Here is a 21,998-nt window from a genome sequence, read left to right on the forward strand (position 1 = left end):
TGCGTCCCATTAGGTGCGTATTTGAAATGCTCTAACTATTTTCACTCTAAGAAATAAAGCAAATTCTAGGCATAAAACTGATGATCTCTGGCTTTGAAATGATTGGCTTTTAAGTAATAAACAAAACTAAAACCGGGATACATCGCGACAATATGACCGCTTTTATTTTTATACCAACTATTGCAACCACCTGTCTGCCACACTGTTTTCTTCATTTCTTTATGAATCATCGTGGTATATTTATCTTCAGCCTTTTCAGTAACTTCAATCGCTTTAGAGCCCTGTTTAAGCGTCGCCTCTATCGCTTTCATAATATAATTCATCTGTGATTCGATGATGAAAATGGCAGACGTATGCCCAATCCCAGTATTCGGTCCGATGATCATAAAAAAGTTAGGAAAATCGGGAACTGTTGTTCCCAAATATGCCCGAGGAAAATCACTCCATTTTTCAGCTAAAGCTTGTTTGTTTTTACCAATAATCGGATAAGAAATTGGACCATCCGTTGCATCATAACCTGTTGAATAAATGATTAAATCCAAATCAATATGCTGAGCTTGAGTGGTATTGATCCCCTTTGCATCAATCGAAGCAATACTTGAATCTTGGCTATGTAAAGTCACATGATCTTGGCACATAGCAGGATACAAAGTATTGGAAATAATGATCCTTTTACAGCCAATCGTATAATCAGGTGTGACTGCCGCCCGTAACTTTGGATCTTTGATTTGTTGCTTTATAAATTTTTTGGCTTCTCGTTGAGCAATCAGATTCAATGCCAATTTTGAATATTTAAAACCAATTAACCGTGTTTCAAGTTGCCAGTAAATCGCTGTCCGCAATGCTTTATGAATATATTTATTTCCAATCATTTTTTGCTGAATAGGACTAAATTTATAATCTGGTCGCGGTAAAACCCAATGTGGTGTACGCTGAAAAATATGTAGCTCTGCCACATCATCCGCTATCGTTGGAATCACCTGAGCTGCACTTGCTCCACTGCCAATCACCGCTACTTTTTTGCCTTTATAATCATAGCTGTGATCCCAATCATTGGTATGAAAGCTTTTACCTTTGAAGCGATCTTTCCCTTTAAAATCAGGAATCACTGGTGTACTCAATGGACCAGAAGCATTAATTAAAAATTGCCCATAAAAAGTTTCACCATTTTCTGTATCAACAACCCAATGGTGCTGTTCTGCGTCCCATTCAACTTTTGTGACATTGCAATTGGTATGTGTCTTATCACGCAATTTATATTTATCAATCACATGATTTGTATAAATTTCCAACTCCTTTTGATCTGCAAACATTTGACTCCATGCATAGGGTTCATGGGAGATCGAATACAAAGGTGATTGCACATCAACTGCTGCCCCAGGATAACTATTTTGGCACCATGTCCCGCCAACAAAATTACGGCGTTCAAGAATAATGAAATCTGACAGCCCCTTTTTTAACAAATTAATCGCAGCACACTGCCCACCAAAACCACTGCCAATAATGATTGTTTGATTTATTTTCATATGACAACTCCATTGAGTTTGTTTATTTATACTTAACTCATCATTTCTAGTTGGATGAAAAGATGTATCAGGCTTATCGATTTACGATCACCTTAAACACCACCGATATAAACCATACAAAAAGTATGTGTTTTATTTGTAAACTCAATAAAGCACAGATGTATTGCAATTGATGTCAGTATTTGTCGGACAATATGGATTTATTTTGATTATTCTGACCAAAGAAAATATCGAATTTATTTTAAGTGATGGGATTGGGTAGGACTAACTTTAGAGAAGTACAGCTAAACAATAGATAAATCTATACGCTCAATACAAATCACGATTAATAAATTTCAAAAATAAAAAAACCTGATAAAAATCAGGTTTTTCTTAATAAATACAACAATCAAATATTGTACAAATTACTTATATAAACATCAGAACGGTAAATCATCATCTAAATCAGCAGGTGCTTGTGCAGGTGCCGCAGCAGGCTGAGGTTTAGGTGATTGGAAACCTTGGTTCACATTGTTTCCGCTATTACCATAATTTGATTGATTTTGGTTCGCATTGTTATAGCCACCACCAGCATTATTTTGGTTGTTATAACCGCCACCTTGCTGCTGATTATTGTTGAAACGTGGTTGGTTATAACCGCCATTATCTTGGTTAAAACCTTGCTCACCTTGTTGACGGTTTGAATCGAGCATTTGCATTTGTTCACCACGAATCTCAGTGGTATAACGCTCTTGACCATTTTGATCAGTCCATTGACGTGTACGCAATGAACCTTCGATATAAACTTTTGAACCTTTACGCAAATATTGCTGTGCAATTTCACCTAAGCGGTTATGCAAAACGATACGATGCCATTCTGTTTGTTCTTTACGTTCACCCGAATTTTTATCCATCCACGATTCACTAGTCGCAATCGAGAATTGAGTTAAAGAACCCCCGTTAGGAAAGGTCTTAGTTTCTGGGTCACGACCTAAAGTACCAACTAAAATTACTTTATTTACACCACGCATTAGATGTCATCTTCCTATTCATTTCTATGTTTTACTTTATAAGAGTTATGTTCAAATGGCTACCTCTTTGCCTAACAAGTGCGTTAAATGTTGTCGTGCAGCATCATCAATTTGCTGTTTATCGACTTTTACATAGACAACTTGTTGTTCTGGCATTACCACTACTTCTTCAATACCACGGATTGCGAGGAGTTGAGAAGTCCAATCATCGGTTTGTTTATCTTCTGGTAAATGAAGCACAATGGATGATAAATAACGTGGTTGAGCTAAACCAAAACTTATGAGCAGCCAAATTATAGCAATAGCCGCCAAAACACTCCAACCTATTGCAGTATTATTTAACATTAATAATTGACCGCCTAAGGTTCCGCCAAAAAATGCTCCTAAGAATTGTCCACTGGCATTTACGCCCATTGCAGTTGCTTTAGACTGAATTGGAGCAGACTTTGACAACCACGAAGGCAATAATGCTTCCATGACATTGAAGGCGATAAAAAATAGACCTAATCCAGTCAGTAAAATATATTTTGATTCATATCCAAAAATCAGGATCAATAATCCAATAATTATTCCAAAAATTGCAGTGAGGAAAATCCCACGCATTTTTCTATATTTTTCAGCCAAGATAATGCTTGGAAATGCAAAAAACAAACTTATGAGTAATAATGGCAGGTATACGATACCATGCTTTGATAATGGAATTCCAGCAAACTCAATGAGTTGTGATGGAACATAGACAAACATCGCAGTTAAAAGTAGATGTAATGCAAAAACTGAGACATGTAAGCGATTTAGATCACCCATTTTCAAAACTTGCTTCAACTGGTTGAGATAACCTTGCTTAAAGTTTTGATGATGGCGTGTCGTTTTAGGGACTAAAAATAAGGTCAATATCGCAAGTAACCCCATCAAAGTTGTCACCCAAAATAAACCTGAAATGCCAACCAAACTGGTGAGCCACGGTCCCAAACTAAAGGCAACAACAAAAGACAAGCCGATACTCATCCCCATCATTGCCATGGCTTTGCTACGTTGTTCCTCTCGGGTCACATCGGCAAGTAATGCCATAACCACAGCAGAAACTGCGCCTGCACCTGCAATCGCTCGACCAATGATCACGCCATAAATCGTTTCCGACATCGCAGCAACAGCACCACCAATCGCAAAAAGCAGTAGACCTAAAACAATCAGAGGCTTACGGCTAAAGCGATCAGCCCAAAGACTAAAAGGGATCTGTAATAATGCTTGACTTAAGCCATACACCCCTACAGCCAGACCAATCAACGCTGGTGTTGCATATTGATATGACTGCCCTGCTACTGAAAAAACAGGAATAATCATGAACAAGCCCAACATGCGGAGTGCAAAAATACTGCTTAAAGCAAAAGTTGAGCGACGTTCTAAAGCATTCATCATATCAATAGGCTTTTATAAATAGGGTCAAGGTATAGATTTCTCACATAATCTCATATTGAAGCATCTTTGTGGGAAACTTACACCTAAAAATTTACGCATAAAAAAAGACGTAAAACGGTATGAAAGTTTTACGTCTGTTATTTTAACCAATTTTCTTAAAAATCCATTAGGACTCGTAGAAATTTAAAATGCAAAAACTTAAAATCAGGATCAGAGCAAAGTTTATTGTTCTTGGTGTTTACTATATTGAATCGATGCAATCACCGCCCAAACGATAAATGCCACGCCAATCAAACCTGTAACAACTTCTGGCACATGTAAACCTGTACCACTTGCAATCATGATAAATGCTAAAGCACCAATCGCATAATGCGCACCATGTTCTAAATAGATATAAGCATCTAAAGTGCCTTTTTCGACCAAATAGATCGTCATTGAACGGACAAACATCGCACCGATAGCAAGACCGAGCATGATGATCACAACATCTGAAGTAATCGCAAATGCACCAATAACACCATCAAAACTAAACGATGCATCTAAAACTTCTAGATAAATAAATCCACCAATACCCGCTTTGATTATTCCTGAAGAAGCGCCAGAAGAATCATGACCAACAGCATTTCCATCTTCATCAATCTCAGGTTCACCGCCTAACAAATGACTCAAGACCTGCACACCGATATAAATCACGATCCCCCAAATACCTGCAATCGTTACCACGAGACGTTTTGCTTCTTCGACATTTGCAGCCATCACTAAAAGTGCAATCAACGCAATAAATACAGACATCGCAGGGACGTTAGCCAAATGTGCTAAACGTTTTTCAAGCCATTTAAACCAATGAGTATCTTTACCTTCATCCAAAAAGAAGTTTAAAAATACTAATAGTAAGAACGATCCACCAAATGCTGCAATTTCAGCATGATGCGCGATCAGTCTTTCTGAATATTGTTTTGGATCATTCAAAGCCATTTTCACTACTTCTGCCATACCCATATCAGCAGTAAAAGCAACGATCACGATTGGGAAGATTAAACGCATACCAAAAACAGCAATCAAAATACCTACAGTTAAGAAAATCATTTTCCAAAAATGATCCCAATTTCGTAGAACTGAAGCGTTGACGACCGCATTATCAAATGAGAGAGAAACCTCCATTACTGCTAAAATCGCGGTAATGGTCAATGCTGAAAGCATGGTTGAAATTCCAGCTTCTGGCCCATGGGTATAGCCCCAATAAGCAGAAATCGCCAGACAGATAATTGTAAAAATAATAGAGAAACCGAAATGTTTCATGACTCAACCTGTTGCTGAATATTTATGTATATTGATTTAAAAATGAGGTAAAAAAAGCACAATTTAATGCGATTGATACGGTGGCGTAATTATGACTCTTTTTATCAACTTTCCATAGCTTCTTTTATATGCGATTTTAAAGTTCTTTTAAATATTAAAATTGCAGTTCTCTTGTTATAGTCTAGCCTCCCCAATCACGTTTGATCATTGACTCAAAGGATATTGAGATGAGTTTTTCCCAAGATGTTTGGAAGCGCAATTTTGACCTCTACCAAAAGACTTTAAATCATCCATTTAATCAGGAACTTGCTCAGGGAACGCTTGATCAGCAAGCGTTTAGTCACTATGTGATTCAAGATGCGCATTATTTATTGGCTTATGGCCGTGCGCTTGCAGTCTGTGCAGCCAAAGCCTTTGAAGCTGATGATGTTATCCAGTTTGCTGAAGGGGCAAAAGTTGCCATCGTGGTTGAGCGTAGCTTACATGATGGTTTTATGCAGGATTTTGGTATTAGTAAAGCTGAGTTTGAAAATACACCTCTAACGCTAGCTTGCCACCACTACACCTCATTTTTGACTGCAACAGCTTGGTCTGAAAGTTATCCTGTCATTTTGGCAGCACTTTTACCGTGTTTCTGGATTTATGCTGAAGTTGGTAATGATATCGTCAGCAATTCTGCTGAAAATAATCCGTATCAGGCATGGGTTGATACTTATTCTGGCGAAGAGTTCCACACCGCAGTTAAAAATGTGATTGCAACCATTGATCGAGTAGCCGAGCGTTGTGATGCCGATACCATTGAAAAGATGCATCAGGCTTATCGTCGTGGTGCTGAATTGGAATGGTTATTTTGGGATAGTGCTTATAAAAAGAATGGTTGGTCAGGCTTAGATGCTTAAGCCTATTTTAGGAATTTAAATCCCCCTAAATCCCCCTAAATCCCCCTAAATCCCCCTAAATCCCCCTTTTTCAAAGGGGGACTAGCGCGGAATAAGTATACAAGTACAACTCTGTTTAGTTTTTCACCTTAAAATGGGTTAGCATTAAGTCATAAATTGAATTAAATACGACCAAAATGATAAATAAAATTTCTCTCGCCATTATTATTTGTATATTTACTTGTACTACTTTTGCTCAAGAATCTGAAACTTCAATAAATTCGAAAGCAGAAACGAGCATTCAAGATCCAAATCAACTGAACAGTAATAAAAAACAAGATATTTTGAACGATATACTTCAAATTCAGGATGTTTTAGAAGAACTTGTTCCTCAAATGGAAAAAATACAACAACATATACATGCATATTCCCCAAAATCTGATCAACAAAATAACTTTATGTCTAATGAAAGAATAAAACTCAATCAATCTATAGACATAAATTCCAAAAAACTGACTGAAATTTCCATCAAAAGTGATGAAGGACGAGTCTATCTAAAACAAGTTCAAGAGCTTTTAACATTATTGAAAGAATTAGATGATTTTTCGTATTCAGATAAAAAATATAACGCAATAAAGAAAGAATATTCAGAAAAAATTAAACAACATAAAAATTATCAACAATATCTCAAAACTAAATTAGGTTTAGTCGATTCGGATAAATAATATAACGATTTAGTGATGTACAGGTCAAATCTCAATGCTGAAACATCTGCCATCCATAAATCAATCCAGCTGCCGCAATCACCCAGCACACTGTCGCCAAACTCAAACAAGATAAAACTGACATTTTTGTCGCAAGCAAATACACCGCTAACAAATAAACAAAATAGGGAATCAATGACCATAAGCCAAACAAAGCAGTTTTCTGCAAAGCTTCTGCGCCTTGCTGTTGAAACACGATGACATGGGCAATCAATGCAAAAGTTGGGAAAAGTGGCACCAATCCTGCGATATAAAATGCCTTACTTTTAGACAAAATCGCAATCAAAAGAACAACTGCTGCACCTAAAGTACATTTTAAAAATAATGACAGCATTGCTCTTCCATAACTCAAAAATTTTGGAAGAAGTTTACTCCATGCTTATTGGACTGCAACTTTAATTTTCGATTTAATCTATAAACGTGTATTAGTAAAATGGAAAAATATACACCGCAATAAGCGCAAGCAAGGCTGGTATTGCCTGAATATACAAAATCTTTTTACTGGCAGTTTTTGCTCCATAAACCCCAGCAATAACCACACAAAGCAAAAAGAACGTTGCCAGTTGAACCGCAAAATACGGTGCAGCAAATAAAGACCAAATTAGCCCAGCAGCCAAGAAACCATTATAAAGTCCCTGATTTTGTGCCAAAACTTTCGTAAGTTGTGCTTTTTCTGGTGTATTGCCAAATGCTTTTAAGCCTTGAGGTTTATCCCAAAGGAACATTTCCAATACCAAAAAGTAGATATGTAATAACGCAATAATGGCAATTAAAACTTTAGCGATCATGCTGAATTTCCCTTTCTTTTTCTTTCATTTGGAATCTTGTGAGCTTAACTATTTTAGATCTATTTAACTATTATTTCACATTGATTGATTTAACTTGCAGAAAATCTTTTATATCAATAAAGTCTATCATTTTTAAAACATTTTAATTCATCCGACACAAATTGACGTTTAAAATTAAATTTTACAGCTTGAAGATGATGAAACCGCTATCATATATAGCTTTCAATTTGCACAATTCCGAGATAGTTTTATGAGTCAAAGTCATATCCGTATTCGAGGCGCACGTACCCATAACTTAAAAAATGTGTCACTCGATATTCCACGCGACAAATTTGTGGTGATCACGGGACTTTCAGGCTCAGGTAAATCTTCTCTTGCCTTCGATACCTTGTATGCCGAAGGTCAGCGTCGTTATGTTGAATCACTTTCTGCCTATGCTCGTCAGTTCCTATCGCAAATGGAAAAACCAGAAGTTGATTCAATTGAAGGTTTGAGTCCTGCCATTGCGATTGAACAAAAATCAACAAGCCATAACCCGCGTTCTACCGTAGGGACCATTACCGAGATTTACGATTATCTGCGTTTGCTTTATGCACGTGTCGGTACACCGTATTGTCCTGAACATGATTTGCCAATGGTTGCGCAAACTGTTTCGGAAATGGTTGATGCAGTCAAATCACTAGAAGAAGGCACTGCCCTCATGCTTCTCGCGCCTGTGGTACGAGAACGTAAAGGTGAATACACCAATCTATTTGAACAATTGCAAAGTCAAGGTTTTGTTCGTGCTCGTGTTGATGGTGAAATCGTTGAAATTGATACACCACCAGAACTGGATAAAAAGAAAAAACATACCATCGAAGTTGTGGTTGACCGTTTTAAAGTCCGTGATGATCTAGGCAATCGTATTGCTGAAAGTTTTGAAACTGCACTCCGTTTAGGCGGCGATATTGCAATTCTTTCATGGATGAAGAATGAACAGCCTGACCGTGTATTTTCAGCAAAGCATTCTTGTCCAGAATGTGATCGTGCAGTCGCTGAATTAGAACCTCGTCTATTTTCATTCAACAACCCATTTGGCGCATGTCCAGTTTGTGATGGTTTAGGTACACGTAGCCATTTTAGTGCAGATAAACTGATTCCAAATAACGAACTTTCTGTCAGTGAAGGTGCGATTCGTGGTTGGGATCGTCAACGTCCTTATTACTACAGCATGATTCAAAAAGTGGCTGATCATTATGGTCTATCACTGGAAACGCCTTGGAATGAACTTGATGCTGACACCAAAAAGAAATTTTTATACGGTACAGGCAAAGAGAAAATTGATCTCAGCTATATCGATGAGCGTGGTCGTAAGCACAACCGCGTACAACCTTTTGAGGGAATTTTGCCTCATTTAGAACGTCGTTATCGTGAAACTGAAAGTAATTATGTTCGTGATGATTTATCACAATACTTATCCAACGCTGCTTGTGATGCCTGCGGTGGCTCACGTTTAAATGAAATTTCCCGACATGTTCGTGTCAAAGATAAAACCATCGCGCAAATCACCAAAATGTCGATTGGAGATGCTGAAGATTATTATCAATCTTTAAGCCTTGAAGGGGCCAAAGGTGAAATTGCCGATAAAATTTTCAAAGAAATTCGTGAACGCTTACATTTCCTCGTTTCAGTGGGTTTGAATTATTTAAGTCTGTCTCGTTCTGCTGAAACCCTATCTGGTGGTGAAGCACAGCGTATCCGTCTCGCTTCACAAATTGGTGCAGGTTTGATGGGCGTGATGTATGTGCTCGATGAACCATCAATTGGTTTGCATCAACGTGATAATGATCGACTTTTGGAAACCTTGGTTCGTTTGCGTGACTTAGGAAATACCGTTTTAGTCGTCGAACATGACGAAGATGCGATTCGTGCAGCCGATCATATTATTGATATCGGTCCTGGTGCAGGTGTACATGGCGGTCATGTGATTGCAGAAGGAACCTATGATGAGCTTGCCAAAAATGAAAATTCTCTCACAGGGAAATATTTATCAGGTAAGTTAAAAATCGAAGTACCGAAGCAACGAGTTAAACCACCGAAGCCTGAAGAGCAAATCAAGCTGATGGGTGCTGCAGGGCACAACCTGAAAAATGTCGACTTGACGATTCCACTCGGTATCATGACGTGTGTGACTGGCGTTTCGGGTTCAGGTAAATCAACATTGATTAACCGTACTTTACTGCCTTTGGCTGCAACCCAACTGAATGGTGCAACCACACTCACTGCCGAAAAGTTTGATTCTATTGATGGTTTGCAGTTCCTCGATAAAGTCGTCGATATTGATCAAAGTCCGATTGGTCGTACACCGCGCTCTAACCCTGCAACCTATACAGGTTTATTTACCCCGATTCGTGAGCTATTTGCACAAACGCCTGAAGCAAAAGCACGTGGCTATGCCGCTGGTCGTTTCTCATTTAACGTCAAAGGTGGTCGCTGTGAAGCCTGCGAAGGTGACGGTATGATCAAAGTGGCAATGCACTTCTTACCTGATATGTATGTGCCTTGTGATAACTGTCATGGTAAACGCTATAACCGTGAAACTTTAGAAGTCGGCTATAAAGGTAAAAACATTTCTGATGTATTAGAAATGACCGTTGAAGATGCAATGCATTTCTTTGATGCAATTCCAGTGATTCATCGTCGTTTGGAAACCTTAAATCAAGTTGGTTTGGGTTATATTCGTTTGGGTCAGTCCGCTACTACTCTTTCAGGTGGTGAAGCTCAGCGTGTCAAACTTGCACGTGAACTTGCCAAACGTGATACAGGCAAAACTTTATATGTGCTTGATGAACCAACAACGGGCTTACATTTCCATGATATCGCTAAGTTGCTAGACATCCTGCATGAGCTTCGCAACAAAGGAAATACCATTGTCGTCATCGAACATAATTTGGATGTGATTAAAACAGCCGATTGGGTGATTGATTTGGGTCCTGAAGGCGGTGCTGGCGGTGGTGAAATCATTGCCGAAGGTACACCTGAAGAGGTCGTGAAATCTAAGATTTCACATACTGCAAGGTTCTTAAAACCATTGTTGAAGTAATATCCTTACTGCACTATTTATGATAAAACGGTGATTATATAATTGCCGTTTTTTTTACAATGAAAATAAATAATAAGCTCGTTTTTATATTTTTTATCATGCACTCTGCATTTTCATGGGGATATTCATGCCCTGCAAATCAATATTTTACAAAGCATCATACTCAAAATATGTATCCCAATTCTGTTCTGTGGCTACAGCAGCACACAGGAACAAATATTGGCTCTGTTGCAGCAAAATCAAAAACAGATACAGTCCCCTTCAATCTTAAAACCACCACATTGAATAACGAGATTAAACTTGTTCCTAAACAGCCTTATCTCAAAAATACAGAATATACTTTGGTGAACAAATACTTAGAACAACAATATTCAGCAGAAGATTTAACATTTAAAATCTCGGACCATCCACCTGTAGTTCAACCTCGGTTAGAAGCTGCGCCTACTCTTGAGAAATACCAATATCATCAAGGCGATATGCAAACAGGTCCTTCAGGGGAGATGCAATTTAAGTTCAGAGCCAATCTTGATCCCGCTGATTATCTAGTTCGTTTAAAAGTCTCTCAATCCAATGATTTTAGTGCTGCTTCTGAATATATTTTAGAGCCATTTCAAACTCAAAAAGCCGATCATCTTAGTGATAAATCTGATGCAGTGTTAACACATGTACGTTCCTATTTTGATGCATGTCATTGGGGCGTTCGCTTTCAGGAAAATGATCATTTTTGGATAAAAATGGATCTTATTAGCCATCAAGGTGACCTGATAACAAGCCCATTTCCTGCCTCAGAAATTATTATTGCACCAGAACCCAAAGCTGTAGCCTCAAAACCTGTAGACGATATTCACACCGCCAATTTTTGGCAAAAATTACTCATCAAAATTAAAAGCTTTTTTATCTCACTTTTTTCTTTTTTAGGATGAAAATATGAAAAAAATTATATTGATGTGTAGCTTATTTTTAAGTACAACAACTTTTGCATTAGATTGTGATATTCCACCTCACTATATATTCATCGCGACAAAAAACACTTACCCTTCATCTGTCTTTTGGTTAAGTGGACAGTCTGATTCGCCTGTTAAAAATATCCAACTGAAGTCAGCTAAAGACTCGAACTTACTTAAAATAATACCGAAAAATCTTTTAGAACCTCATATTTTATTGCAAAGCGATCATCCTCTTAAAATTGGGCAAAGCTATGCCATCAAAACCCCTGCAAGTTCAGATATTCAAATTTATGCACGTGACTTTCAAACAAAGATTCAAAATAACCCACCTAAACACCTCCTAAAATGGGTAGCAATGCCTCATTTTCTCCAAACTAAATTCGTTAGAGATACAGCATTTGGCGCTTATGGTTCAGTAAGTTTTAAACTCAAAACCAATTGGGAAACAAATGATTATCTTATCAATGTCAAAATTTCTAAAAATGCCAACTTTAGCCAATATCAAACGTTTTTAGAAAATCCATTCACAGACCAGTCTGGAACGACCAAAATCCAAGTTGGCTTTGATTTATGTAGCAATGCAAATGATTTTGTATTTCAACCAAATCAAACTTTTTACGCAAAGTTTGATCTCGTTACTCATGACGGAAAAGTCTTGATATGGCACCAAGCCCCTATAAAATTTACTACTCGATAATCATTGAATTATTTAAAATCTAGCGCACAAAACATACAAAAAGCTTTCAGAGCTATACACTCTTGGTAAAAAAAGGCTATTCACTTGTATTTAAATCAAATTTTTGCAAAAAAATTAAGCTGATTTTAAAAATTGATCAGTAACATTACTTTTATCAATTTTACATCGATCTCCATTCTTTCTAAAATTTGATTATCAAATGAACGCTGATCTTGAAAATATTTCTCAGGATGTTTTCTCCCAAACACATGACATCCTTTTCATATGCCCAATCCACCCCAAGTGATTGGGCTTTTTTTTGTAAATTTAAAAAAAATCAGGTCGATCCATTATAAATAAAAAAATATGCCCAATTTATCTAAGATATCCAGTGTTGCCTGCTGACGGCTATTGACATCTAGCCCCTGTACCATTTGCATATTGATGGAAAAAGCCACAATTTTGCCATCGGCTTGTTCAACCCAACCCGTATACCAACCGATGTCAGGTTGCCCATTTTTCATGCTCAAACCAGACTTGGCAAAAAGCTTGGATTGCCCTCGACTTTCCACATACAACATATCTTTAACTTGGCTTTGCACATTTTGATCAAATGGCAATTGTTGTGTTGCCAATTGATATGCAAATTGGGCTTCTTGTTTAGGTGTGATCTTCAGTGGTCCATCTAGCCAAAAACGATCAACAACAGTGCCGATATCCGTATTGCCATATCTAACCCGCGTTACTTCCTTTTGCATCAAATCCAAGCCAATACGACGCGCCAATTCTTGATAAACCGGTACAGCTGAAACTTTCATGGCATCGGATAAGGTCATGTCTTTTTCCCAGATCGACATTGCCCTTTTTTGACCATCCCATTTAAAGACTTCGGTGTTGGTTGCTTTATGATTTTGCAGTCCAATCAATGCATTTAACATTTTAAATGTCGAAGCAGGAACGTAGGCAGTATCTGCTCTTTGTAAAGCATTACCGTAGCTCTGAAAATGCTGACCGTCATAGGTCACAAATACTGCTTGAGTATGCATCTCATCGAAAAGAAGCGAGATTTCTGCTGCACGGGTATTGTGGTTTTCAGTATGTGAATTAGCCGACAGTTGTTGATTAGACTGACAAGCTGCACACAAAATACTCAAAAAACACAAAAGTGCCAAATTCAATTTTTTATTCATAATTTATTGTATCACCAAAAAACTTTATTTAAATATAGGCTTATTTTTTCCAACATATAAATAATATTTAACTATCACATAATTTTTTAGAATATATCAAAATAAAATATTTACACGCGCATCATAAGGGTGCATAATGCACCGCATTAGGGCAAGTCAATATCGTACCTCAGCAGGGTTTTTGACTTATCCGAAAGTTTTGGCGAAAAAAATCCCAATTTTCTTTGAAAATTGGGATTTTTTTTATTTATATCTACCGATTAGCGCAATAAGCATGCCAAGAGGTATCTATTTAAAGCCAATATCGCACTATTATAGTGCATAAATATTGTGTAAAATGATCATATTAATGCGATAAAATATTTTCAGCTTCCACTTGTCTATAGCTTTTTCTTATATAAAAAACACAAATCAAAGCAATAAATAGCGGTATAGCAAGCATATAGAAATAACCATTAATTCCAAAGTTTGCCAAAACGGTTCCACCAATCGCAGAACCTAAAATCGCACCAAATCGCCCCATCCCGATTGCCCAACCTGTTGCAGTTGCACGAACCTCTGTTGGAAATGATGCGACGACCAAATAATTCAATGCCAACTGTTGTCCACCGATTCCAAATCCAGCCAAAGCAATAAACGCAAAAATTAAGCCCCATTGTTGAGTTTGGATCGTGAAACCCAGCGCAAGCGCGATAGCGATCCCACAGCCCAACATGAAATATAAAATTTTCAATGTATTCAGTTTAGGCAAAAAGTAAGCCAGTGGAATAGCGAAGATAATAAAGGCAGCATTGACTGTAACTGAAGCATACGGTGCATCAGCAGGATTTAAGCCCGCTTGTTTCAAGATTGTTGGCAACCATGAAAGTAACATAAACCAAGCAATCCAATTGAAGAAATAAGTTCCCCATACACCAATGGTCGTTTTCGCCAAACCATTTTGAAATAAAGCCGACAATTGAGCAGCTTTGACTGCTGTTGTTTGCTCAGGTGCAATCTCTTCTTTTGTAAGCTTGAAGTTTTGACCCGTGATTTTCGCTAAAATTTTCTCAATTTTGGCTATATTCTTCGCTGTAGGGCGTTGTTTTAGATATTCCAAAGACTCAGGCAATATAAAAAACAAAATCAATAATAAAAATAATGGAACAACGCCACCAATAATATAAATACTTTGCCAGCCCCAAATCGGCATAATTTTGGCAGCTAGTATCCCACCGAGCATTGCTCCAGCAGGCAGAGCCAACAACACACCTGTTGTGACCAAACCTTTATAACGTTGCGGTGAGTATTCGGAAGCCAGAGCCAGTAAAACAGGTGTGGCGCCACCCATTCCCAAGCCAGCAATCACACGCAGGATAAAAATTTGATCCAGATGCGTGACATAGGCTGTAAAAAATGTCGCCGTCGCAAAGATAAACATACAAATCATCAAGGTCATACGACGACCTAGACGATCAGCCAACATGCCAAGACACATTGCACCAACTGTCATCCCGATAATGCCTGCAGTCAGTACTGGTGCGAGTGCTTTTGCTTCAAGTTGAAATGCATCAATGATCGCAGGTCCTGTAAATGCAACGGCTTGGGTATCGAAACCATCAAACAACGCTACACAAAAACAGAAAAATATGATGAAAAATTGATACGGTGAAAACTTCTGATCAATCACCTTGGTGATTGGATGAATACTCTTTTCCATAAAACATAAAAACCCAATTCCTTGAGGTTTCATGATTGTCTGCAAAGCCTGAAAACTCAATGCTTTAAAAAGTATCTAAGCATACTTTTTAAGTATATGAATTATTTTAACGGTCTGAATTTTAAATAAAAAAAAGCCCAACCTTGGGGAAAGCTGGGCGGATAAAAACTTAAATCTTGTGATCTAAACTAGATCTATTTGATGAAGCTATTATGGAAAAAAATTCTAATCTTGTAAATCCGATCAATTCAATCAACTTTGCGCATACAATCGTTTTTATAAATTATTGCCAATTAAAGCGCACTTTATATATATGAATGTATATTAACTTTAAGAGATGTGTATATTTTTCAGACTAAAAAGGTTTTTTTGTAAAAAATATGACTTATTTTTACACTTTTATTAAAATCCAGACGTAAAAAAACACGGAATTAACGATTAAAATTAATTCACGATCGTTTTAAACAATAAAAAAAACTAGAGAATTATCATGAATAATCCTTTTATTTTAGTTTTCCTTGTAAATATAATATTGTTATCTCACATTTTTTTTCAGGTTGACTTAATCCTTATCAACTGAGCACTTTTTAATCATAATACTTTTCTTAAAATTTGCAAGACCTATAATGTCCTTAAACATCATTGACTTAATATGTTGTTACAATACAATAACTGCCTGTTTACCCATTTCAACTTTTGGAAATGATTATGAAAAAACTCGGTTTAGCCACTGCTTTACTTTTAGCCATGACCGGTGCTCAAGCGTACCAATTTGAAGTACAAGGTCAATCAGAGTTCTATGACAACACTGAAAACAACGGCGGTAACTTCACTGGTGGTGTTCAAGGTACTTACTACCTTAAAAATGTTGACACTTCAAAAGGTCCACTTGCTGAAGCTGCATTTTTAAACCAAGCTTCTAACGTTTCTGTTGGTTATAACTTCGCTGAATACAAATCTAAACTTACTGGCGAAGATATCCAATCTCATAACTATGGCGTTAAAGCTGAAGGTTATGTTCCTACTAAGTATGTTCCTGTATATGCTAGCGCTTCTTACAGCCATACAAATAACGACAGCAAAAATAACTTTGCTCGTGATGACAGCGGCGATCGTTATGCATTAGAAGTTGGTGCGGTATTGGCTCCAAACTTCTTGTTAGCAGCTGGTTATACAAACGTTCCTAACCAATTGTCTCTTGATACTTTCGGTATCATGAAAAATGGTTTAGTTGCTGCTGGTATCGAATCAGCTCAAGCGATTCAAGACAAATCTGATGCTGTAACAGCTCGTGCTAAATATGTTGGCCCGATCACTGGTACAAACATGGCTGTTGGTTTTGAAGCTGCTGGTACTTTCGGTGAAGAAAACGTTTATGGTTTAAAAACTGATCTTTATTTAAACCCTAAATTAAGCGTTGGTGCTACATTCCTTGGTAGCGATGCAAGCGTTGGTGTTGACCAAGCTTGGGGTGCAGACGTAAATTACTTCATCACTCCTGCTGTTGCTGTAGGTGTTAACTACCTTCATGCAAACACAAACAATGTTGCGTATGACACAGATACTTATGGTATCAATGCAAAATACCGTTTCTAATTTTTTAGAAATGTGATGCAAAGAAAGGGTTCTATTTAGAACCCTTTTTTATTTGTCGTAGAAATATATAAAATACAATTTCACTACTTGGGACGATAACGAATATAGTTTAAAGCCACCAAACGCGACACAATCAAGGTCAAATACATCATGCCACAAAACATTTGCAACATTGCTAAAACCCTTGCAGGCGGGCTGATCGGCATCAAATCCGACAACCCTGTCGCTGATTGCAGACTAAAACTTATAAATAACAAATCTAGCCACGACTGCTGCCCCGCATAATTGGCATTTTGGAAACTATTGGGCACGATCAATTGACAAATATTATATAAAAATGCAAAAGCCCATACGATCAAAGTAAAAACAGAACCCGCAGCAAACAGCTCATCTTTGGTGACATAGCGGTCACTAAACATATATAAAATCAAACCATAAGCTGCCGAAAAATAAGCACAGGCCTGAAAAATATCAGCAATGATCTGAATAGGAATAGATTTATTGCCAAGTAAAATCATTAGTGAAAATACAAAAGCACCGACCACAAAAAATAGACCTAGTGCTGTATAAATTGGGGTTTGTCGTATCACTTTGGCAATTAAGAGCAATGCCAAAACACCTAAAGACCAAATAAAGCCTTGATAACTCATATGATGATTATTAATCATAGATAAAATTAAAATCAAAAGCTGAACCAACAAAAGCCATGCGGACGGTAACAATTTAAAACCACGCCAAAAATCTAAAATTGCTTTCATACTTGACCTTATAGTTATTTTACAATTTGAAAATATTCTGGCTTTATCATAAGCTTTACATGATTGAAAATATGCATATATTTATTTTGAACTTGTTGTAGATTTATAAATGGATAAACTTTAAAGCTAAATATACTCCGCTCATACACGTCACTTTTTGCTAAAAATAACATTTAAAGATACAGAAAGTTAGATAAAAAGCTAAAGACATTTATACAAATTCAACCAATACTATTTGATGTGCCCAATATAACGACGAGAGGTAAAATGATGAAAATACGCGCACTTTTTTTTGCAATTTTTTGCGCTTGCTTTATTGTCGCTTGTAGCAAGACGAGCCCACTTCTTGAAAATAACAAAGATTTCATTGGGGTCTGGAAAAATGAAACTGGTACAATCTCAATCGAAAAAAATGGGGATGCTCGCTATAGCAGTCATGAAAAACTGGAAAATATGACCAAAGATAGCGATGAAAAAGTTTCAGAATCTTCAGAAATCAAAGCGCAAATTACCGAGTTTGATTCTTCTCATTTTAGAATCGGATCAGGTGGCTTTGGCAAAAGTTTTGTGATTAACAAAGCCCCATATCAAGATAATGGCAAATGGAAAGTTGTATTGAATGATGAAGAATATGTAAAAAAATAACTTTTTATCTATTTTTCAATTTCAAACAAAAAAGCTTAACCGAGGGGTTAAGCTTTTTTAATTGATTTTTAGATCAAGGCTGTTTCAGATAAGGCCATGCAGCACGTAAATAGATAAACATTGACCATAACGTTAAAGCCACAGCGGTATATAACAAAATATACGCAAACAACTCAAATGGTGGCCAATTCAATAAAAACACTGAAATTGCAATCATTTGAAAAGCTGTTTTGTACTTCCCTACAGTCGAAACAGCGACACTGGTACGTGCGCCCAACTCAGCCATCCATTCACGTAAAGCAGAAACTGTTATTTCACGTGAAATAATCACGATTGCAGCAAATGCCATCGCAATACTTGGCTTCCATTGCACCAATACTATCAGCGCTGTCGAAACCATTAATTTGTCAGCAACAGGATCCAAAAAGCGACCAAATGCTGAAGTCTGATTGAGGCTTCGTGCTAGATAACCATCAAACCAATCTGTAATTGCTGCAAGTACAAAGATTGCAGTCAAAATGATATGTCTAAACATCCCACCATGATGTCCTTCGACACCCACAGCAGGTGGCCAATACGCTACAAGCAAAAATACTGGAATTAATGCAATTCGAGCTAAAGTTAATATATTTGGAATATTCAGGATACGACCTGTAGTCATAGACACCGCCAGTTTGTCCCCTATTTGCATCAATTCACGTGAAATGAATGATGAAGATTACAGCTTGAAATTAGCTTCACTTTATACGAAATACCAAGCACTGTCACTAGCTAAAGACCGTGACTGTTTGCCTAGAAATGGCAATTAAACGGTTATTTTTATCCCACAAATATGCATTTTCAGTCGAATAACCGTGATCAGCATAATCAGTAAATACTTTATATTTAAACCAATCATGCATATTTTGTTGCAGTGAATGCACAAAACTAATATGCCAAGTCAATGAACTAGAAGGTGCAGGAATTTTAAATAGAGGTAATACACCCGGTGGCCACACATCCATTAATGCCAATAAATCTGACACTTGCATTGGACGATCTTTATGCAAATTTGGATCAAAACGCGACCAACCACCAAAATCTGGCTGCTTAGTCCCCGAAATTGGATAATGCCCTTCTGCCCAAGTCAGCTCAAATTGTTTGAAACATTCTGGAAATGGCAAATGCTTAGGCACAATATGTAATTGTTCAACAGCAGGATAATCTGGAGCAAGCTTTTCATTGGACACTTTGATATGCGTATCACGCTCAGTGCCAAAGCTTGCAATCAAAATACTTTGCACCGCTTCGTCTTGCCAGAGTCTGACTTCTATCGTCGTTACAGATTTACCTTGTCGTAAAATCTCCGCAGTCAAACGCACTTTGGCTTCTTGCACAGGACCAACAAAAGTAATGCTACAACTGAGTACTTTCTTTAATGGATTATTGATGGTCAAAACTGCTTTTTGCATCAGCATTGCAGCGACTAAACCACCAAAAACAGTTCGACCTTGTAGCCACCCTTTGGGCAACTCCACCCATTCTTCTTGCTGAATTTGCGCATAAAGCTGACTCAATGGCATCACATTTCCCTAAACAAAATATCCTTTTTGCTATCTTAACTGGAAAATGGATAAGGTAAATGGTCAGTGACTTTCGAGTCAATGAACATTTTGGCAAATGGAACGCTGTTAAGGCCTGTTAGTGCTATTAAATGATCTTGCATCCAACTGGTCGCTCCTGCCTTGGTCATGATCGCTCAGCTCGATATGATTTAAATACTGATTTTTTGAGTTTTAAAATTGATGCTTTTAAGCAGAATCTTATTCATGCAAAATTTTATAAATCGTTCTAGCCATAACCGCCCCCAGACCCGGTACTAGCATCAGATCATTTTCAGAAGCTTTTAGCACACCTTGTATGCCGCCAAAATGAGTCAATAAATCACGACGACGTTTAGGTCCAAGTCCTGGTATCGCTTCAAGCACAGACCCTGCACGACGTTTATCGCGCTTGGCACGATGCTTCGTGATCGCAAAACGATGTGCTTCATCACGAACCTGCTGGATCAAATGTAAGGCCTTATGATCCTCAGGAAGTTGGATTTTTTCACCATCGGTAAAATGCAAAGTTTCCAAACCGGGTTTACGCCCTTCCCCTTTTGAAACACCGACCATGAATGCGTCCAAACCTAATTCTTGCATCACTTCCATAGCCATGTGCAACTGACCTTTACCACCATCAATGAGCAACAAATCAGGCAACATATTTTTCTTATAACGGCGCGTTAATGCTTGTCTCATCGCAGCATAATCATCACCTGCGGTAATATCATTAATCGCAAATTGACGATAATCTCTTTTACGGGCACCCCCTGCATCAAATACCACACATGATGCGATCGTCGCTTCGCCCATAGTGTGTGAAATATCAAAGCATTCAATTCGATCAATCGGACGTCCTACCACTTCTTCAAGCTGATGAAAACGCTCATTTAATTCTAAATGATTGGCGAGTTTCCCTTTGATTGCATGTTGCACATTCATCTGGGCGAGTTCTAGCCATTCGGCACGAGTTTCACGCACATTGTGTTTAATTTGAATTTTTTTACCAAACTCTTGATGCAATGCTTCTTGCATTTCATTTTGATTGGGTAATGCCGTATTGACAATCAATTCAGCAGGAACTTCATCGGCAACTTGGAAATAAAAGTTCGCCATAAAATCAGATAACATTTGCCCCAGATCATCGCCCAACATGTCGGGGAAATAACTTTTTCCACCCAACATTTTCCCATTTCGGACAAACATAATCTGAACACAGGTCACCCCAGCTTGATATGCAATAGCCAAAATATCAGCTTCGCCTTTGAGCTTATAAATCGCTTGCTGTGCCTGTACATCACGCAATAAAGCCATACGATCACGATAAAAAACTGCTTTTTCAAACTCTAAATTTTCGGCAGCTTGCTCCATTTTCTCAATCAATTCTTGGTTGAGTTCCTTGGTATCACCACGTAGAAAACGAATCGAATTTTCCACATCCTCTTTATAAGCTTCTGGTGAAATCAAGCCCACGCATGGCGCGGTACAGCGTTTGATTTGGTACTGTAAACATGGTCTTTTACGCTGGGAAAAATAGCTATTTTCGCATTGACGCACATTAAATAATTTCTGCAAAACCAATAATGTATCGCGTGCATTGTAAGCACTCGGATACGGCCCGAAAAATTTACCAACCTGATGTTTGCCCTTACCACGACCACTCGCAATACGCGGATAAGGCTTATCTGCAGAAACAAAAATATAGACATAAGATTTATCATCGCGCAGCATAATGTTATATGGCGGACGATGCAGTTTAATCAGGTTTTGTTCAAGTAAAAGTGCTTCAGTTTCCGAACGTACCACCAAAGTTTCAATGTGATAAATACGTGCAACCAATGCTTGAGTTTTGGGATGTTCAATGGTTTTAACAAAATAACTCGACACACGATTTTTTAGATTTTTCGCCTTACCGACATACAACAATTCGCCATCTTTACCGAGCATTTTATATACGCCGGGAAGCTGGGTCATATTAGCTAAAATCTGTTCAATATTTTCGCGTGCGTTTTCGTTCACAATAATTTTCTAAAACCTAAATATATGGATTAATTTAGGTTCTATAATTATTTTTTCAAGGGCTTTGTTGTGAATAGCTCAAATAGATTCACATTATGAAGACCTTTGATTTATATTTTAAG

General features: G+C 37.6%; 20 protein-coding genes. 7 read left to right on the forward strand and 13 right to left on the reverse strand.

All coding sequences use genetic code 11. The features are described from left to right. Positions 1–65: 65 nt before the first annotated feature. The 4 genes from F960_RS16910 to F960_RS16925 all read right to left on the reverse strand — a co-directional run bounded on the left by F960_RS16910 (position 66) and on the right by F960_RS16925 (position 5,251). On the reverse strand, positions 66–1,526 hold the full coding sequence (locus tag F960_RS16910) for a flavin-containing monooxygenase (RefSeq protein ID WP_004867911.1): 1,461 nt from the start codon (positions 1,524–1,526) through the stop codon (positions 66–68). Positions 1,527–1,945: 419 nt separating this feature from the next. After that, the gene (ssb, locus tag F960_RS16915; protein WP_004867914.1) at positions 1,946–2,536 is read right to left on the reverse strand and encodes a single-stranded DNA-binding protein; all 591 of its coding nucleotides are present in this window, start codon (positions 2,534–2,536) and stop codon (positions 1,946–1,948) included. Between the two features lie 51 nt (positions 2,537–2,587). Further along, positions 2,588–3,952 (reverse strand): MFS transporter, encoded by a 1,365-nt coding sequence (locus F960_RS16920; protein WP_035372917.1) that lies wholly within the window; start codon positions 3,950–3,952, stop codon positions 2,588–2,590. A 222-nt stretch (positions 3,953–4,174) separates the two neighbouring features. Further along, a complete protein-coding gene (locus F960_RS16925; protein WP_004867917.1) occupies positions 4,175–5,251 on the reverse strand; it encodes a DUF475 domain-containing protein in 1,077 nt (358 codons plus the stop codon). A 227-nt stretch (positions 5,252–5,478) separates the two neighbouring features. On the opposite strand from F960_RS16925, the gene tenA reads away from it, so the two are divergent. Continuing rightward, positions 5,479–6,150: a thiaminase II gene (tenA, locus tag F960_RS16930; RefSeq protein ID WP_004867920.1), complete on the forward strand. Its 672-nt coding sequence runs from the start codon at positions 5,479–5,481 to the stop codon at positions 6,148–6,150. A gap of 176 nt (positions 6,151–6,326) precedes the next feature. After that, a complete protein-coding gene (locus F960_RS16935) occupies positions 6,327–6,854 on the forward strand; it encodes a hypothetical protein (RefSeq protein WP_004867922.1) in 528 nt (175 codons plus the stop codon). Positions 6,855–6,885: 31 nt separating this feature from the next. On the opposite strand, the gene F960_RS16940 is transcribed toward F960_RS16935, so the two are convergent. Beyond that, a complete protein-coding gene (locus F960_RS16940; protein WP_004867924.1) occupies positions 6,886–7,227 on the reverse strand; it encodes a GlpM family protein in 342 nt (113 codons plus the stop codon). 91 nt (positions 7,228–7,318) lie between these two features. Next, positions 7,319–7,681, reverse strand: coding sequence for a DUF1304 domain-containing protein (locus F960_RS16945; protein WP_004867926.1), 363 nt, complete (start codon positions 7,679–7,681; stop codon positions 7,319–7,321). 250 nt (positions 7,682–7,931) lie between these two features. On the opposite strand from F960_RS16945, the gene uvrA reads away from it, so the two are divergent. The 3 genes from uvrA to F960_RS16960 all read left to right on the forward strand — a co-directional run bounded on the left by uvrA (position 7,932) and on the right by F960_RS16960 (position 12,407). Beyond that, complete coding sequence (gene uvrA / locus F960_RS16950; RefSeq protein ID WP_004867928.1) at positions 7,932–10,763, forward strand: excinuclease ABC subunit UvrA; 2,832 nt, start codon at positions 7,932–7,934, stop codon at positions 10,761–10,763. 98 nt (positions 10,764–10,861) lie between these two features. After that, entirely contained in the window at positions 10,862–11,686 is an 825-nt protein-coding gene (locus tag F960_RS16955; protein ID WP_020846504.1) for a hypothetical protein, read from the forward strand. A 4-nt stretch (positions 11,687–11,690) separates the two neighbouring features. Continuing rightward, a complete protein-coding gene (locus tag F960_RS16960; protein WP_004867931.1) occupies positions 11,691–12,407 on the forward strand; it encodes a hypothetical protein in 717 nt (238 codons plus the stop codon). A gap of 329 nt (positions 12,408–12,736) precedes the next feature. On the opposite strand, the gene F960_RS16965 is transcribed toward F960_RS16960, so the two are convergent. Continuing rightward, positions 12,737–13,576 carry a class D beta-lactamase OXA-308 gene (locus F960_RS16965; protein WP_004867933.1) on the reverse strand — a complete coding sequence of 280 codons (840 nt, stop codon included), beginning with the start codon at positions 13,574–13,576 and terminating at the stop codon, positions 12,737–12,739. 346 nt (positions 13,577–13,922) lie between these two features. Beyond that, positions 13,923–15,308: an MFS transporter gene (locus F960_RS16970; RefSeq protein WP_004867939.1), complete on the reverse strand. Its 1,386-nt coding sequence runs from the start codon at positions 15,306–15,308 to the stop codon at positions 13,923–13,925. 675 nt (positions 15,309–15,983) lie between these two features. Here F960_RS16970 and omp33-36 point away from each other — a divergent pair. After that, positions 15,984–16,871, forward strand: a complete 888-nt coding sequence (gene omp33-36, locus F960_RS16975; RefSeq protein ID WP_004867941.1) for a porin Omp33-36 — start codon at positions 15,984–15,986, stop codon at positions 16,869–16,871. An 83-nt stretch (positions 16,872–16,954) separates the two neighbouring features. Here the strand turns inward: omp33-36 and F960_RS16980 are convergent, their stop codons facing one another. Further along, the gene (locus F960_RS16980) at positions 16,955–17,629 is read right to left on the reverse strand and encodes an ion channel (RefSeq protein ID WP_004867942.1); all 675 of its coding nucleotides are present in this window, start codon (positions 17,627–17,629) and stop codon (positions 16,955–16,957) included. A gap of 267 nt (positions 17,630–17,896) precedes the next feature. Between F960_RS16980 and F960_RS16985 the strand changes: the two genes are divergently transcribed. After that, on the forward strand, positions 17,897–18,274 hold the full coding sequence (locus F960_RS16985) for a hypothetical protein (RefSeq protein WP_154650778.1): 378 nt from the start codon (positions 17,897–17,899) through the stop codon (positions 18,272–18,274). Positions 18,275–18,347: 73 nt separating this feature from the next. On the opposite strand, the gene pgsA is transcribed toward F960_RS16985, so the two are convergent. From pgsA to uvrC, 4 genes are all read right to left on the reverse strand, one after another. Further along, positions 18,348–18,935 carry a CDP-diacylglycerol--glycerol-3-phosphate 3-phosphatidyltransferase gene (gene pgsA / locus F960_RS16990; protein ID WP_004867948.1) on the reverse strand — a complete coding sequence of 196 codons (588 nt, stop codon included), beginning with the start codon at positions 18,933–18,935 and terminating at the stop codon, positions 18,348–18,350. A gap of 106 nt (positions 18,936–19,041) precedes the next feature. Next, the gene (locus tag F960_RS16995; RefSeq protein WP_004867951.1) at positions 19,042–19,836 is read right to left on the reverse strand and encodes a thioesterase family protein; all 795 of its coding nucleotides are present in this window, start codon (positions 19,834–19,836) and stop codon (positions 19,042–19,044) included. A 35-nt stretch (positions 19,837–19,871) separates the two neighbouring features. Then, complete coding sequence (locus F960_RS23140) at positions 19,872–20,006, reverse strand: hypothetical protein (RefSeq protein ID WP_004867954.1); 135 nt, start codon at positions 20,004–20,006, stop codon at positions 19,872–19,874. 70 nt (positions 20,007–20,076) lie between these two features. Further along, positions 20,077–21,876, reverse strand: coding sequence for an excinuclease ABC subunit UvrC (uvrC, locus tag F960_RS17000; protein WP_004867957.1), 1,800 nt, complete (start codon positions 21,874–21,876; stop codon positions 20,077–20,079). Positions 21,877–21,998: the final 122 nt, after the last annotated feature.

Origin of the sequence: Acinetobacter gerneri DSM 14967 = CIP 107464 = MTCC 9824 (assembly GCF_000368565.1) — a bacterium.
GTDB lineage: Bacteria > Pseudomonadota > Gammaproteobacteria > Pseudomonadales > Moraxellaceae > Acinetobacter > Acinetobacter gerneri.

Coding starts and splice junctions, on each gene's coding strand:
- F960_RS16920 (WP_035372917.1), bottom strand. CDS start 3,952: ATGATGAATGCTTTAGAACGTCGCTCAACTTTTGCTTTAAGCAGTATT.
- F960_RS16925 (WP_004867917.1), bottom strand. CDS start 5,251: ATGAAACATTTCGGTTTCTCTATTATTTTTACAATTATCTGTCTGGCG.
- F960_RS16980 (WP_004867942.1), bottom strand. CDS start 17,629: ATGAAAGCAATTTTAGATTTTTGGCGTGGTTTTAAATTGTTACCGTCC.
- F960_RS16955 (WP_020846504.1), top strand. CDS start 10,862: ATGCACTCTGCATTTTCATGGGGATATTCATGCCCTGCAAATCAATAT.
- tenA (WP_004867920.1), top strand. CDS start 5,479: ATGAGTTTTTCCCAAGATGTTTGGAAGCGCAATTTTGACCTCTACCAA.
- F960_RS16910 (WP_004867911.1), bottom strand. CDS start 1,526: ATGAAAATAAATCAAACAATCATTATTGGCAGTGGTTTTGGTGGGCAG.
- F960_RS16970 (WP_004867939.1), bottom strand. CDS start 15,308: ATGAAACCTCAAGGAATTGGGTTTTTATGTTTTATGGAAAAGAGTATT.
- F960_RS16935 (WP_004867922.1), top strand. CDS start 6,327: ATGATAAATAAAATTTCTCTCGCCATTATTATTTGTATATTTACTTGT.
- F960_RS23140 (WP_004867954.1), bottom strand. CDS start 20,006: ATGACCAAGGCAGGAGCGACCAGTTGGATGCAAGATCATTTAATAGCA.
- uvrA (WP_004867928.1), top strand. CDS start 7,932: ATGAGTCAAAGTCATATCCGTATTCGAGGCGCACGTACCCATAACTTA.
- ssb (WP_004867914.1), bottom strand. CDS start 2,536: ATGCGTGGTGTAAATAAAGTAATTTTAGTTGGTACTTTAGGTCGTGAC.
- pgsA (WP_004867948.1), bottom strand. CDS start 18,935: ATGACTACAGGTCGTATCCTGAATATTCCAAATATATTAACTTTAGCT.
- F960_RS16985 (WP_154650778.1), top strand. CDS start 17,897: ATGATGAAAATACGCGCACTTTTTTTTGCAATTTTTTGCGCTTGCTTT.
- F960_RS16945 (WP_004867926.1), bottom strand. CDS start 7,681: ATGATCGCTAAAGTTTTAATTGCCATTATTGCGTTATTACATATCTAC.
- F960_RS16995 (WP_004867951.1), bottom strand. CDS start 19,836: ATGCCATTGAGTCAGCTTTATGCGCAAATTCAGCAAGAAGAATGGGTG.
- F960_RS16965 (WP_004867933.1), bottom strand. CDS start 13,576: ATGAATAAAAAATTGAATTTGGCACTTTTGTGTTTTTTGAGTATTTTG.
- F960_RS16960 (WP_004867931.1), top strand. CDS start 11,691: ATGAAAAAAATTATATTGATGTGTAGCTTATTTTTAAGTACAACAACT.
- F960_RS16940 (WP_004867924.1), bottom strand. CDS start 7,227: ATGCTGTCATTATTTTTAAAATGTACTTTAGGTGCAGCAGTTGTTCTT.
- omp33-36 (WP_004867941.1), top strand. CDS start 15,984: ATGAAAAAACTCGGTTTAGCCACTGCTTTACTTTTAGCCATGACCGGT.